The sequence below is a fragment of the Neobacillus rhizosphaerae genome, from assembly GCF_937468385.1.
In the GTDB taxonomy this organism is placed as follows: domain Bacteria; phylum Bacillota; class Bacilli; order Bacillales; family Cytobacillaceae; genus Neobacillus; species Neobacillus rhizosphaerae.
In genome coordinates this window covers 81,720-97,130 of the sequence record NZ_CALBWS010000020.1, presented here as the reverse complement: position 1 = coordinate 97,130, position 15,411 = coordinate 81,720, and the positions used below count along the sequence as shown (strand labels likewise).

Below are 15,411 nucleotides of genomic sequence, written 5' to 3'. Positions count from 1 at the left end.
AAAGGCGGTGAGAGCAGAGCTAGACTTCACATCTTTCGTCTAGTGAAATGGGTATTTCACTTTAACTGGTTAAAGTGATTCATTTTTGCGGCGCTCCGCCCCTTTTCCACAGAAAACGTAAATGGCGTTACACGCCACCATCTACCATGGAAATACAATTCGTTCTAAAAACCAAGCTAACTTAATAAAGGCGGTGTGAGCAGAGCAGAACTTCACCTAATTCGAAGTGAAAAATGTATTTATTTCACTTGAATTGGATAAACTAATTCGCTTTTGCGGCGCTCCGCCCCTTTTCCATACAAAAAGCCTTGATCCTCCATTAAGAAAATCAAGGCTTTGTTTATTTTAAATATACGGATTTACAGAAAACACCAATATATGTACACCAACTAAGCATCGCCTTTTCCCGGAAGGTTCCACAAATACATTTTGGCAGGTCTCCTGACTTTTGGGTCATTGCTTCCTTCTGCCTTCCCAAGTTTAAACTCAGTGACATAGATAGAAGGTTGCTCTCCAATTACAGCGGCCGGACCGTTCATGATTCTCACATGATTCCCTTTTCATTTTTTGCAATCGTATGCAAAAAAACCAATATGCAATAGTATTCAATTGTTATAATTTAGCATAACCCACTAACTGTGATATTTCAAAACTAGGTTGCTACATTTCGGATGTGTCATTTTTATTGTTGCTGGTGGTTTTTGCATTTACAGCTTTTTTAACCCCTTTGCTTACATATGGTTTGGCGCTCTTTGCTCTGTTAGCACCTGCTTGCCAACGATTCCAGCCCTTTTTGCCTGTTCCTCTGCCTGTTCCGCTTTTTCCTTTAGCATTACTCATATAAACACTCCATTATTATTGTGAATTTAGATACAAGTCTTGGGTTAGTTTAACACAAATCTTCATGTTTAGTCCTGAAATGCCGGCAGTCAGAGCCCCGCTGATGTTTCAATCATCCAAAATCGTAAGTGTTCTAAAGAAATATCTATCCAAAAAACCTCCTTCTACGGAGGTTTTGACGTATTCATCAAAATTACTTTTTTAACCTTTGGATTTGAAAAAGATAAGAGGTGAAATCCTTTTTAATTAATGGCAAACTTAAGCCTATTTGCATAAGCTCATCTCCAAAAAAAACCTTATCATCATCGTTTACTCTATACATCTCCCCTGACTTTAGTCCGCGCAATTTTAGCCGAAAAAAGGGAGGATTCGGAGTGGCCAGTGTTTTGTAATAAAATACAACCGCTTTTTCCTGATCTGGAGTCACATACATCAACGCTGTATCCATTCCTTCAAATGGGCTTAACAGCCTGAATTGGTCACCAAAACAGACCACATCTTTGATTTGTTGATACTTTTGGATTTGCGTGGCGACTAGTGTTTTCTCCTCACTGCTCAGCTGATCGATTTTTAATTCAAAACCCAAATTTGCCGCCATTGCCACATGGCATCTCATTAAAAGCGAGGTTGTCCTGCCCACCTGGTGGTTCGGCACATCTGAGACATGGGCCCCCATCGTAATGGCTGGGTAAACAAGACTTGTTCCGTATTGAATTTTTAACCTTTCGACCGCATCGGTATCATCACTCGTCCAGGTTTGCGGCATGTAATACAGCATACCCGGATCAAAACGGCCGCCACCACCCGAGCAGCTTTCAAACAAAATATCTGGAAATCGTTCAGTTAGTTTTTCTAAAATCCGGTATAGGCCAAGCATATAGCGGTGTGCTGTTTCCCTTTGCCTTTCAGGAGGCAGCCGGGCCGAACCAACTTCCGTCATATTTCGGTTCATGTCCCATTTCACATACGAAATCGGAGCACTCTTAAAAACCTTCGTTAGGGTATCAATTAAGTAATTCCCTACATCTTCCCTGCTTAGATCAAGGACTAATTGATTTCTAGACAGCGTCCGCTTGCGTCCCGGCACATGCAGACACCAATCAGGATGGTTGCAGTACAATTCACTATCCGGAGAAACCATTTCCGGCTCGACCCACAACCCAAACTGCATCCCTTTTGTCCCAATATAATCAGCTATGCCCTTTAGCCCATTAGGCAGTTTTTTCTTATTTACCACCCAATCACCTAATGAGCTTTTATCATTGTCACGACGACCAAACCAGCCATCATCCAAGACGAACAGCTCAATTCCTAGTTCTTTTCCGGCCACAGCAATATCCTTTAGCTTTTTTTCAGTAAAATGAAAATAGGTAGCTTCCCAACTATTGAAGAGAATCGGACGCGTTTTGTCACGATAAACACCACGACAAACCCTGGTTCGAAGTAATTGATGATACGTTCTGGACATCCCACCGAGGCCATCAGAAGAATAGACCATTAAGGCCTCTGGAGTTTGAAACGTTTCTCCCGGCTTTAACAACCAGGTAAAATCAAACGGATTGATCCCGATTGCGAGCCTTGTTGTTTGAAAAGGGTCTACTTCAAGGTCAGCTTGAAAATTCCCACTGTAAACTAAACTAATTCCATAAACATCGCCATTGTCTTCGTTCGCATTCTTCGAAAGTAAGGCTACAAAAGGATTATGCTGATGGCTGCTTGCCCCCCTAGCTGAAGAAATGGTTTGAATCCCGTGGTGCAAGGGCCGCCGTTCAATATGACGTTCCCTCCCCCATGTTCCATGTAGATGGAGCCAGTCCCAATCCGATTGGTGGAAATCGACCGACATACTCATACATTTATGTAATTCCACTTCATGACTGCCAAGGTGCTCAATGGAAACAGATCTGGTGATAACATCAAGGTCACGGTAGACCGTATAACTGAGATTCATCCCAACCCCAAGCAGTGAATCAACCAGTGTGATAACTAATGTATCCGCCTCAGAATCATCATCGACATAGGCGGAAGGCAACCCATTAAGCGGGCGTTTCCCTTGAAAAATCTCATGGGAATCAAAAACAAATTCCGTAATTGTTGACCCATCTGGGGAACAAAGCTGATAGGCAGGTGATCTGAAATCCCCGTTTCCATACGCCGGATATTCCTGTGGCAATGTATCAAGGGAAAACTTGGGGTCGGTCGGTTCCGTAGTCGGAGAAAATGCCCTGCCCTTAAAGGTCAGGATAGAAGATGGCTGTTGCACCCGAACCCGCTTGCCCCAGTATAAATGCGCAGGATATTTTCCATGGACAATCTGAATGATATAACTCATTCTGCCACTATATAGATGAAATACTTGTTCCTTTTCATTCCACTCAATCGGCACGCAGACTCCCCCCTAAAAACAAAATCATTTATCCTACTATATTCAATCCAAGGTTAAACAATTCGGTAGGATTAAAAACGGTGTAAGAAACCAAGAAAATATTACATTATTTTTATTTTTTGGTAGAAAATAAAGGCGGTAAGCTGGCTCTGGTGTTAATGTTAATCCTAGGATGTGTTGATATTATGCAGCATTTGAATCATTTAATTGAACACTATGGCTATTTTGGAATTATCATTTCATTGGTTGGAGGTATTATTGGTCTCCCGATCCCAGATGAGGTTCTGCTAACTTATGTAGGATATAATGTTTTTGATAGTAAAATGTCTTACCTGCCTTCGTTGTTATGTGCAATGGTTGGGGCTTGTGGGGGTATTTCCTTAAGTTATATCTTAGGGGTAAAATTAGGACTACCATTTTTGATAAAGCTTGGTCCAAAATTACATATTACGGAAGAAAGAGTGAATAGAACTAGAAAACTGTTTATGAAATTTGGACCTTTTCTCTTATTTATCGGCTTTTTTATTCCCGGAGTTCGGCACATCACCGCCTATCTTGCTGGTATTAATGGCTACTCCTTTCGTAGGTTTGCCCTATTTGCCTATTCAGGGGCAGTAACCTGGTGTTTTACTTTTATTACTCTAGGAAGAGTGCTTGGTGGGAACTGGATGATTGTTGGGACGTATCTTTCTAAATATAGTATGTATTTTATTTTCATCTTCCTGATCGGCTGCCTTATTTTTTATACACATTGGAGGAAAAAAAGGCTGCTGGGGATGTTAGAAGAATAAAAATCAGACGACGAAACTCCTTGATATTCGAGGAGTTTTTCTTTTGACTACATTTTTTCAAACGTTTGATTCATTTTTCTATGGGATGATGCTCATAGTTTTATCGTGTATTTCTGATTATGTACACCATCCTTCGAAAAGACGTGTTCCTCGTATTGGATCTCTCTTTCCGACATTAATAAAACGGTCGAGCTTCTAGTACCGTAATGCTCACTTTTGATGAACAGGGGTGAGAGCATTCTCTCCCATTCTAGTGAAACGCCTGTACTTGGGAGAAGTCCGTCCGGGGCAGAATCAGAATTCTGGAGCAGCCCCAAAAGTTTTCCTGCCAAATCCCCCTGTTTTTCGGTGATGATTTGCGACATTTCTCCCCTGCCTATTTTCACTTTTGGCCATTCGGTATTTAACAAATGGTTGCTGATACCATAGATACCTGGCTCAATCTTTTGCAGCACTTGGCCAATATTCGAATAATAAAATAGCTCATTTGCATCGCCCGCAAGTAAGTTATAACCAAGATAAACCTCATTGTTTTCGGCAAGACTGTGCATATAGTCTTTTACATTACCCTTGTATTTCAGGGCTTCTGCTACCAACTCTCCGCGAGACCGTTTCCCATCTGTTAACTCTTTGGGATCTCGATAATTAGTCAGCGCTGCGAAACGTCCTACGGTGGTAACTCCCATCCAAGTGCCCATTTTTTCCAAATCCCGTCCGGCAAGGATTTCAGGATTGTCTTCCCAATAATGTACCGGTGCAGTCGGCCTTTGATAAAATTCATCTCTGTTTGCAGCCACGATGAGTTTATATACTGGATGTACTTGATAGGCAAACAATATTAAACACATTGACAATTCACACCTTTTTTTAAAAATTATAGCATTAATTCTGCCGGATCTATCCATTAACTTCTCACTTATTTGAAATCGACAAATTGCGGTGAACCTTTGTACACCACGGAACAAGAAAAGAAAAAAGTTGGCAGAACCTAGTTACCTGCCAACTTTTCTTGGTGCCTGACACCATTCGCACACCGTCCTCCACAAGCAGACAAATGTCCACGAGTGGTGCCTGACACCTTATTTTTCGCGGCCAAGCTCTACTGCAGTTGTTTTTTTGCTGTTGAATGGCGAAATCCGGAATGAAAGGGCGAAGTCTTCAAATTTACATCGGTATTTTTCTAGTTGGTCCTGTCCACAGGAGTTGCTGCCGAGACCATTTTGCTTGTAATCAATATTTAAGACAATGTAGTCCCGCGGTTTCAAATCAACAGTATGCTTCGCTTGTTCTAGATCACTGACTTCATAGTGTGATGCACTAAAATCAAACGTATCATTGGTGATAAAAATAAGGCCATTTGTATCATTGTCGGTGAAGCTGACCCAGTCACAATCGGAACGGTTGCCATTTTCTTGCGGTTTCACATAGTTCGTGAACAAATCATCAACCGTTTTTCTGTATACACCTAAGTGATTCGCTTGTTTAGAATCACCATAGCTTTCTCCGGGGCCTCTGCCACGCCATTCAGTTTGGACAAAATCATTATTTAGCTGAAGTTGCAAACCTAACCGCGGTATCATGACCGGTGCATTTTCCTTCATGCCTGATGCCACTCCGTCAATCTTACAGACAATGTCACCGTCAGGATAGATGCTGTAATGATATTGAAGTTGATAATACCAAGAACTGTTTGTCGTCCCGTACAATGCATCTGTATGCCATTCAAACACTCCGTCTTTCAACTCGTATTGAACATCTTCGACAATTTCATGTCCTAAATGCATGAAATATTTGGTTCGATAATCCGTCACATAGTACATATCATTATCAATCGGCGCACGCCAGAAATGGAACTGCGGCCCCTTCTCAATCTGAACTTTCCCATTTCGGGTTACTTGTTTTAATGTTCCTCTGACACAATCGAAGGTTATGGAGAAATCAGTCCCATAAACTGTTAATAGTGCGCCCTCTTTAATAACCTGGAGGTCTCCATCTACATGCACTTTAGGCAATTTCTCTTTACCAGGGAGTACAAAGGAAGCATTCGCTAACTCATGACCTTTTGCTGCCCATGGTGTGTCTTGTTTTAGTGTATAGGCAAACCCGAAATAATAGTTGGCACCACTAACTTTCTCGATATCTTGTCCTAATGGCAGCTGAAGCTCTGCTGTTTCACGACCCACAAGCTTAGGAAGTTCAACCGTAAAGGACTCCAGTAGTTTGTCATCCTCAAACAATGAACATGTTAACTCTAAATGATCTAATGAAAGGAAATCATACCGATTATGGAGTCGGAAAATCCCCTTCTCCAAATCAATACATTCTGTTTGAACTGGCTCAATAACCTTCTTATATTCAGCTAAACTTGGTGACGGCATACCATCAGGCATGATTAACCCATCAATACAAAAGTTTCCGTTTGTTGGATCATCGCCAAAATCTCCGCCGTAACGATAGTAAACAGTGCCGTCGTCTGCCACAGTTTCGATTCCGTGATCAAACCATTCCCAAATAAATCCGCCTTGAAGCTTATCATACTTGTAAAATAAATCTTGATATTCTTTTAGATTGCCAGGCCCATTTCCCATGGCATGTGCATACTCACAGAGAATATGCGGTTTTTTTGATTTCTCAATCACTTTATCCATTGTCAGCCTGTCCCCATGTTGTTCCAGCCATGTATACATTGTACTGTACACATCGGTTACCTCTGCCGCACGATCTCCTTCATAATGAACAAGACGTGTTGGATCCATTTCCTTCGCTCGTTTGGCCATCGCGCGGAAGTTATGACCAAAGGCCGATTCATTTCCAAGCGACCACATGAGAATACATGGATGGTTTTTATCTCGCTCAATCATCCGTTCCAGGCGTGAGACATAAGCCGTTTCCCAGGCAGGATCATCACTAATCCAATCATATTTTCCTGTCAATTCAAAGCCATGACATTCTAGATCCGTTTCATCAATGACGTACATCCCGTATTGGTCACATAGGTCATAGAGATAGTGAGCATTCGGATAATGAGCCGTACGGATCGCGTTAATATTGTTTTGCTTCATGGTTTTGATGTCGCGCTCAATTTCCGCTTTCGTCACCACTCGGCCTGTCTTAGGGTTGTAGTCATGACGGTTTACACCCTTGAACTTAATGGCGACACCATTGACAAGGAATGTATCACCTGCGATAACAATCGAACGGAAGCCGACATGCTGGTGAAGCACCTCAATTATTCTATCATCCTCTTTGACTGTCATATAAAAATGATATAAAGAAGGCTCTTCGGCACTCCATTTCAATGGTGCTACAACATTTTTGCTAAAAGGTTCATCCGCCTGCTTTTCCTCGATAAAAACTTGTTTTCCGTCTGGATCGTTTAATTCATAAACAATCGTTTGGCTACGCTGCTCTGTCAGCTTAACCGAAACCGATAGTGTTGCATTCTGATAGTCACTATCAAGCTCCGTGTTCACGGTGTAGTCATAAAGACCAGCAGTTGGTCTCGTATAGAGTTCAACATCACGAAAAATCCCGCTTAGCCACCACATATCCTGATCTTCTAAATAGGTGCCGTCCGACCACTGGAACACACGGACTGTCAAGGTGTTTGTACCTTGACGGCATAGGCCGGTTATATCAAATTCTGCTTGAATCCTCGCGCCTTTACTATAGCCTGCAAACTCTCCGTTTACATACAGTTCGTAGGCAGAATCAACTCCATTAAAACGAATAATTAATTGTTCGCCCTCAAGGCTGCGATCGAGCTCAAACTCACGGCGATAAATGCCTGTTGGGTTATCCGTTGGTACACGAGGCGGGATAATCGGGAAGTTATACCACAGGTCGGAATAATGCATCTTCCCATAACCCTGCAGCTGCCAGTTCCCAGGAACCGTAATATCATCCCAATCCTTTGTATCTAAATCATCTTGATAAAACCCATCTGGCCAATATTCAGGGGCTTCTAGAAACGTAAATTTCCACGTGCCGTTCAAATTTTGATGAAAGTGGCTATTGCTCACCTCACCCGTGTCTGCTACTTCACGGGAAGGATAGCTGATATAGTGAGTGCGGGCACTCAAGCGGTTAATCCCATCTGTATGGATGTCTTCCCATCTTTTCATGTTTTTCATCTTTTCACACCTCTATTCCTTTACAGATCCACCTAATATCCCTGAAATAAAATGCTTTTGGAGCAGCAGGAAGAAGAGCATTATCGGGATGGTAGATAACGTGGTTCCTAGCATTACCTGTCCATAGTCAATTCTCGCCATTCCAATTAAACTTGATAATGCCACAGGCAGTGTAAACATTTCTTTTGAATTTAATGTAATCAGCGGCCAAATTAAGCTATTCCACTGTGACATAAATAGAAAAATAGAAACCGCAGCTAGTGCTGGTCTTACAACCGGCAATATGATCGTAAAAAATATTCTTAGTTCCCCAGCGCCATCGACCCTGGAAGCCTCAATAATAGAGTCTGGAACCGCCTTCATATTCTGCCTCATTAAATAAATCGCAAAAGGGGAAGCCAGGCTTGGTAAAATGATGGCTTGATACGTATTTAACCAATTAAAGGAAACCATCATTTCAAACAAAGGAATCAGTGTCACTTGAGAAGGAATCATTAACGTACATAGAATAATGAAAAAAAACAAGTTCTTTCCTTTAAAATGGAATTTTGCAAAAGCGTACCCAGCCATAGCACTAATAAGGGTGCAAGTAAATGTATACACTAGGGCAATAAATAGGGAATTCCAAAATATTTTGGCAATCCCTAAAGACTCATTAAGTGATTGAAAGTTCTTCGCTAAGTGATCTCCGGGAAGGAGCTTAGGTGGAATATGAAAAATCTCACCAGAAGGTAGCGTAGAACCAACGAGCATCCAATAGAACGGTCCAATTGAGAGAATCACACCTGCAATCAACAAACTATAAATCCCTATTTTGGACGATATTTTCTTAGAAGTTATCATTCTTCATCACCTACTAGTTTCATTTGAATCCAAGAAATGATTGCCGTAATAAGGACAAGCACATATGCAATGGCCGATGCATATCCAAATTCAAAAAATTTAAACCCTGTTTCATATAGATATAACGTAATCGTCATTGTGGCACTATTTGGTCCACCATTTGTCAAAATGAAGGGCTCATCAAATAGCTGAAGTGTTCCGATGGTTGACATGACAACAGTAAAAATAAACACAGGCTTTAATTGAGGAATCGTAATCAAAAAAAACTGTTTTACTTTACCCGCTCCATCAATACTCGCCGCTTCATATAATTCAGATGGGATATTCTGTAATCCCGCTAGAAAAATGACCATATTATATCCTGTCCATCTCCATGTCATCACAATTATCACGGAAACCTTTGCCCAAAATGGCGTAGTTAACCAAGGGATAGAATCAACACCGACGAATGACAAGAAATAGTTGACAATTCCGAAATGCTCATCTAATAGGATCATAAAAACAATCGATGCCGCAACAAGGGCTGTGATCGCAGGCATAAAGTAAGAGATGCGAAAAAATGCCTTCCCTTTTAACATTGAAGAATGAAGCCCCGCAGCAATCAATAACGAAAGAGTAAGCATGATTGGCACTTGGACAATCAATATTTGAAAGGTATTTAACAGGGATTTATAGAAAACTGGATCATGAAATAATCGAGAATAATTTGAAAAACCTACAAATGATTTCTCTATGCCTCGTACCTCTTGAAAGCTTAGGATAAACGAAGAGATAACTGGATAGACGGTAAAAATCAGAATTAATAAAAATGCTGGGCCCATAAAAAAATAAGGAGCATTTTTGGGTGTTAGTAGATTTTTTCTATTTTTGACTCGAAAGTCTGTTGTGGTCCTAACTACCTTTTCTGTTTGATCCACCCGGGACACCTCTTTCTAGATTAAAGATAATAGAGCTGAGAGGAGTTGAAACTCGACCTCTCAGCTCACCTTAAAACTATTTTTTTAGTTCATTTTCTAATTGTTTTTGCGCATCTCTTAATGCTGATTCAACTGATTTATTTTCAAGTAAAATGGCTGCTTGGGCATTACTCATAATGCTACTGGCCTTTGCAAGGTTTTCGTTTACGTTAATTTGTGGCACTTGATCGACAATATCGGCAAATTTTTTGAAAATCGGACTATTGTTAAAGTACTCGCTATTAGCTGTAAATTGTGGTGCGCTATATGTTTCCTTCAATGATGGGAAAAGTCCATATTTTTCAAAACCTAACAATTGGGAGTCTTTATCTGTTGTGAAAAATTCAACAAAGGCATATGCAGCAGATTGGTTTTTGCTTGTTGAAGGAATCAACAACGATGAACCCCCTACGTTTGCAAATCTTGAGCCACCCTCTTCAAAGCTTGGTAAAAAAAATACATCCCATTTTCCCTTTAAATCTGGTGCTTGATCCATGATGGAACCTGCATACCAGACACCATAAGGAACGGTGGCTACACTTCCATTTACAGTAGCGGTTACAATTCCATCCCAGCCTTTATTGTTTAGGACTAAATCTGCATCATGCAGCTTTTTAATTACTTCCATCGCACGGATAGCTTCTTTGGATTGTAAGGCAAGTTTCCCGTCTTTATCAAAATAAGAAAGGCCTTGCTGCTGCATCATCATCTGGAAAACACCATCATAGTTCGGGATATCAATTGGCAGCAGCTTAGCACCAGTTGCTTCTTTAATTTTTTTTCCTGCAGCAATGTAGTCATCCCATGTTTTGATAGAATTTGGATCCACATTTGCTTTTTTAAAGTAATCTACACGGTAGAACACTCCTGCTGGACCAATATCCCATGGTGCAGCAATGAAATCTCCGTCTTTATTCTGCACTGTTGCGACCTTAGCTGGGTTAAAGGAATCTTTATACTTATCGTATCCAAGCTTGTTTAATGGTAAAAATCCAGTAGGAAATTGGTGAACGTATCCCGGAATTCGTTCATCCTCCATTAAAACGACATCGGGTAAACCTGATCCTCTTGCTGCTAAGCCCACAGTTAACTTTTCATAAAGGTCTCCGCTATTAAAATCCTCCACTTTCACTTTTACATCTGGATACTGTTTCTGAAACTTCTCTACTGCTGCTTTCATCGTTGAAGCAGCGACATCCCAGCCCCAAACGGTTATTGTTCCAGATGGATGTTTTGCATCCCCAGTTTTTCCTTGGTCTCCGGCTGTATTATTTGAGCAGGCAGCTAGTAATAAAAGAAGTATCGCTATCATTATTGACATGTACTTTTTCATGCTTAATCCCCCTATTTTGATCAATTTTTTCGTATAGGCGCTATCATATGGTTTAGAGATTTTGTAGGCTATATTGATTGTTCATGCCTGCTGTTGACGGGAGAGTTGTTCATTACACTCTAAAGCGATAAATGGGCAACACCGCAGGACCCAAACTAAGAATTTATGGTTTCCGTTTTATTCGTTTTTTTCAAATATGACCGCCATGTAATGCACCATTTTTCCGGATTTTCAAAATAATCTTGCTCATCCACTCGATGAATCGTGCTATTATGTGGCGCATTTTGGACGATCTCAGGATTTGTGTACGCTTCATTTGCAATATGTGTTAGTGAAGCAATGTATTCATCTAAATCAGCTTTTGAAAGTGATTCCGTCGGCTCCAACGTAAATGGCTCAGGTACTACAAATGGATGATGACTGGACCAATAATGATGGGCAAAATCAGCCATTCGGTGGGAAATATCCTCTGTAGTTACACCCGTATCCTTTGTTAATTTCTCCCAGCTATACCGAACCTGCTCAAGTCTTTTCCCTTTAATATAAGGAGCATCGGCACCGTGAATATTTAGTATTTTATGGTATAAATAATTGTTATTTAACACGGCAACTCTCGCTACATCCTTAAGACCTTCTGCACCGAGGGCTCTGATCCAAGCATAGGCACGTAGCACGGTTTGGGGAACACCTTGAAAGGAACGTACTTTTCCAATGCTATGTTTCAAGCGATCATTCAGAATATATTTCTCACCTTGTTTTTCAACAAGTGGTCCTGGCATAAATTCCATTAACTTGTCGACGACGCCCAATGCTCCAGTTGCAGGTCCGCCACATGCATGCGGTGTTGAGAATGTTTTATGAAGGTTAAAGAAGCACATATCGAAGCCTGCCTCTTTTGCTCTTGTGATGCCTAGTAAACCGTTGGCATTCGCTTGGTCATAATTGCAAATCCCTCCAGCATCATGGACGATTTTTGTAAACTCCTTAATTCTTGGGTTATAGATTCCTGTATCTTCTGGATTGGCCACGACAAATCCGGCAGTTCTTTCGGAAACGGCAGCTTTTAGCTTCTCAATATCTGGAAAGCCATCTTTATCTGGGTATAACGTAATAATTTTATACCCCTTTACTGCAGCAGTTGCCGCTTGAGACGGATGGGAAAAAATTGTCGTTATGATCTCATCCCGCTGTTCACCTTCACCATTCGCCTCGTGATAAGCACGAACAATAGAAGCCATCGTAAATAATGATTGTGTTCCGCTTCCTGGTTGAAAAGTAAAGTAGTCCATCCCCGAAATCTCTCTCATGCATAAATCCAATTTGTACATGACTTCTAGCATTCCTTGGACTGTACTTTCATCTTGTAAAGGATGAAGCTCAGACATTTTCGGTGATGAGGCAAATGCTTCATTAATTTTAGGAGAGTATTTCATGGTACATGTTCCTTGGCCAATTTCTACGTTAAAGGCCGCTCCTAATGTTTCTTGTGACAGTCGTAAATAATGACGTAACACTCTATTTTGGGAGATTTCCGGTAAATTCGGTTTCGTTTTTCTAAGCATTTCCAATGGAATGGCAGAAACTCCATCCCCTACATTATTGGTAATCTCTTCTTCCGTAGCGGGAAGTGTGACACCTCGTTCACCGATTTTATGGAGTTCAAAAATAATAGGCTCATCCCATTTTGCCTGGTGATAATTTCTCACTTTATGATCCCTATTAATTTTTTGCATGTACACCATCCCTTTCTTCCTTACTACTAATTGAATCGATACATTCCTGAATGGTACGAACTAACCGATCGATATCTTCTTTTGAATGAATTTCTGTTATACAGAATAATGAGCACTGGCCTAATTCCGGAAACTCTTCTGATAAGTCTTTGCCCCCAAAAATTCCATTGTCTAATAGATATTGATTAACTTCCTTGACCGATTTCCCTGTATGGGAAAAGTCCACTACGAACTCTTTGAAATTCGTTGATTCGAATCGCGATGCCACTACGTTCGGAATGTTTCCTAGCTGCCCCATTGCATATTGTGATTTTTGCATGATTGATTTACCAAGCTCATACATTCCCGTTGGGCCTAGCAATGAAAGATATACGCCTGCTGTAATTCCCCATAATGCTGTTTGTGTTCCTACCGATTCTTTCCCTTTCTCTCTTAACGCGAAAGATGTTCGGTCGTAGAGTACATCTCCGAAACCGTACTCTCCTTTGACAACTGTAGGGGCAATCCCAAAAAGCCGTGAAGGATATTCTTGGATAAAGGTTAGATCATCGTGTGTAGCGATAAATCCGGACTGACCTCCGCCATAATTCATATGCATGCCAAGAGGCTGTAAATCTCCACAAACTATATCAGCTCCATAATGGCTTGGAGGAGCGAGTACACCTAAGGAACTCGGATCAACTCCTACGATTGTTATCGCCTCAAAACTTTTTGCTAGTTTACTAATCTTTTGACCCTTTGTTTCAATAAAGCCCAAATAGGAAGGGTTTTCAAAATAAACGGCCGCTGTATTGGATGACAACTTATCTTCAAGATCGTTCAAATTGATTTGCCCAGAATCCTCTTCATAGTCAATGAAAACGCATTCAATTTGCGGTGAACAGTAATTTTTAATTATTTTCAAACGGTCAGGTGAAATAGTTTTCGGAAGTAGCACTTCTTTTCGGCCCGTAATCCGACTTGCCATTCGTATTGAGGTTGCTGCTGCTTGTGCCCAATCAAATGTAGGTACGTTGACAACATCCATATCTACTAATTCCGCCATCAAACTTTGGTACTCAAATAATGCTTGATATCTGCCATGATCTTCATATGGATCTCCAGCATATGCCGTTAAAAATTCTGCCCGCTGATTCACTTCGTCGCAAACAGCCGGAACATAATGGTTCCAACAACCTGCCCCTAAAAAATTTAAGTATTCTTTCGTATTGATGTTTTTATTTAAAATTCCTTCTATATATCTACTAAGCTCATATTCTGATAATGCCTTTGGAATATTCATATCCTTCTTATAATGCAATTCTTCCGGTATTCCATCGAAAAGCTCATCAATCGTTTTTGCACCAATCTCTCTTAACATTTCCTCCTGTACTTCTGGAACTGTATTCGGAATATATGGATGGGCTGCTTTCTTTTGATTGTTCATCACTTTTTCTCCTCCAAACTAGTTTTAGGCTAAACCTCCACCGTCTACTGTTAACACCGTGCCCGTGACCCAAGACGCCATATCACTTGCTAGGAACAACACACCTTTTGCAATATCTCGAGGCGTTCCAATCCTTTCAAGTGGCCGACCTACTGCTGAAGAAGCAAGAAACGATTCTTCGTCAAATTGCAATTGCTTTGCTTCATCTCGTAATAAAGGTGTATCTGTGTCACCTGGACATATGCAATTGACACGAATATTCTGTTTGCCATGATCGATTGCCATCGCTTTCGTTAAATTGACTACACCCGCTTTTGCTGCACAATAGGAGGCTGCTACATCTCCACCTTTTAACCCCCAACCGGAGCCTGTATTGACAATACTCCCTCCGCCGTTTTTAGCCATTATGGGGATGATATATTTTGATAATAAAAAGGCACCTTTTAACGAAACATTGAGAACTAAATCCCAATCCTCTTCCGTGTGGTCAACGACTGTTTTTCTGCGAATAACCCCTGCATTATTAAATAAAACGTCGATTCTTCCAAATTCCATTTCTATTTCATTTGCTGTTCTTTCACAATCCATGGATGAAGTGACATCACAGCTAAAAAATACTGCTTTCCAGCCCTTGTCATTCATCTCGTTCGCGAGACTGTTTCCTCGCTCTTCATTAATGTCTATCAGCGCTACATTGGCACCTGCTTCCGCAAACAATTCGGCTGTTGCTAAACCAATACCAGAAGCAGCACCTGTAATCGCAACAACTTTATTGTTTATTCCTATTAATTCTTCATAATTCAATGTAAACACCAACCTTTCATATCTCTTTATTTTTTTAAAAAATTACTATTTTTCTCTTTTGTTAACTTACAATCTATCACTTGCAATTATTGTGCCAATTTTATGACTTATTTAAATATAAAGGAAAGATGACGATTATTTATCTAATAGTTGATATCTTTCCTTG

General features: G+C 40.7%; 11 protein-coding genes and 1 riboswitch. Of the genes, 1 reads left to right on the top strand and 10 read right to left on the bottom strand.

Going from position 1 to position 15,411, the window contains the following annotated elements:
* Positions 1-414: 414 nt before the first annotated feature.
* A riboswitch (cobalamin riboswitch) is annotated at positions 415-608 on the bottom strand.
* A 52-nt stretch (positions 609-660) separates the two neighbouring features.
* Both M5A78_RS15235 and M5A78_RS15230 read right to left on the bottom strand, forming a co-directional pair.
* The gene (locus M5A78_RS15235) at positions 661-840 is read right to left on the bottom strand and encodes a DUF3934 family protein (RefSeq protein WP_248736129.1); all 180 of its coding nucleotides are present in this window, start codon (positions 838-840) and stop codon (positions 661-663) included.
* 193 nt (positions 841-1,033) lie between these two features.
* Positions 1,034-3,226: an alpha-galactosidase gene (locus tag M5A78_RS15230; protein WP_248736128.1), complete on the bottom strand. Its 2,193-nt coding sequence runs from the start codon at positions 3,224-3,226 to the stop codon at positions 1,034-1,036.
* Positions 3,227-3,411: 185 nt separating this feature from the next.
* On the opposite strand from M5A78_RS15230, the gene M5A78_RS15225 reads away from it, so the two are divergent.
* Positions 3,412-4,017: a DedA family protein gene (locus tag M5A78_RS15225; RefSeq protein ID WP_248736127.1), complete on the top strand. Its 606-nt coding sequence runs from the start codon at positions 3,412-3,414 to the stop codon at positions 4,015-4,017.
* Between the two features lie 92 nt (positions 4,018-4,109).
* Here M5A78_RS15225 and M5A78_RS15220 read toward each other — a convergent pair whose 3' ends face one another.
* The 8 genes from M5A78_RS15220 to M5A78_RS15185 form a co-directional block, all read right to left on the bottom strand.
* Positions 4,110-4,865 carry an NRDE family protein gene (locus tag M5A78_RS15220; RefSeq protein WP_248736126.1) on the bottom strand — a complete coding sequence of 252 codons (756 nt, stop codon included), beginning with the start codon at positions 4,863-4,865 and terminating at the stop codon, positions 4,110-4,112.
* Positions 4,866-5,096: 231 nt separating this feature from the next.
* On the bottom strand, positions 5,097-8,150 hold the full coding sequence (ebgA, locus tag M5A78_RS15215) for a beta-galactosidase subunit alpha (protein ID WP_248736125.1): 3,054 nt from the start codon (positions 8,148-8,150) through the stop codon (positions 5,097-5,099).
* Between the two features lie 12 nt (positions 8,151-8,162).
* On the bottom strand, positions 8,163-8,993 hold the full coding sequence (locus tag M5A78_RS15210; RefSeq protein WP_248736124.1) for a carbohydrate ABC transporter permease: 831 nt from the start codon (positions 8,991-8,993) through the stop codon (positions 8,163-8,165).
* Entirely contained in the window at positions 8,990-9,814 is an 825-nt protein-coding gene (locus tag M5A78_RS15205) for a carbohydrate ABC transporter permease (RefSeq protein WP_248736138.1), read from the bottom strand. Before M5A78_RS15205 ends, M5A78_RS15210 begins: the two co-directional genes overlap by 4 nt.
* A 172-nt stretch (positions 9,815-9,986) precedes the next feature.
* A complete protein-coding gene (locus M5A78_RS15200) occupies positions 9,987-11,282 on the bottom strand; it encodes an ABC transporter substrate-binding protein (protein ID WP_248736123.1) in 1,296 nt (431 codons plus the stop codon).
* Between the two features lie 155 nt (positions 11,283-11,437).
* Entirely contained in the window at positions 11,438-13,015 is a 1,578-nt protein-coding gene (gcvPB, locus tag M5A78_RS15195) for an aminomethyl-transferring glycine dehydrogenase subunit GcvPB (protein WP_248736122.1), read from the bottom strand.
* A complete protein-coding gene (gene gcvPA, locus M5A78_RS15190) occupies positions 13,002-14,441 on the bottom strand; it encodes an aminomethyl-transferring glycine dehydrogenase subunit GcvPA (protein ID WP_248736121.1) in 1,440 nt (479 codons plus the stop codon). The genes gcvPB and gcvPA overlap by 14 nt, the downstream gene beginning before the upstream one ends.
* Before the next feature lie 24 nt (positions 14,442-14,465).
* Positions 14,466-15,245, bottom strand: a complete 780-nt coding sequence (locus M5A78_RS15185; RefSeq protein WP_248736120.1) for an SDR family NAD(P)-dependent oxidoreductase — start codon at positions 15,243-15,245, stop codon at positions 14,466-14,468.
* Positions 15,246-15,411: the final 166 nt, after the last annotated feature.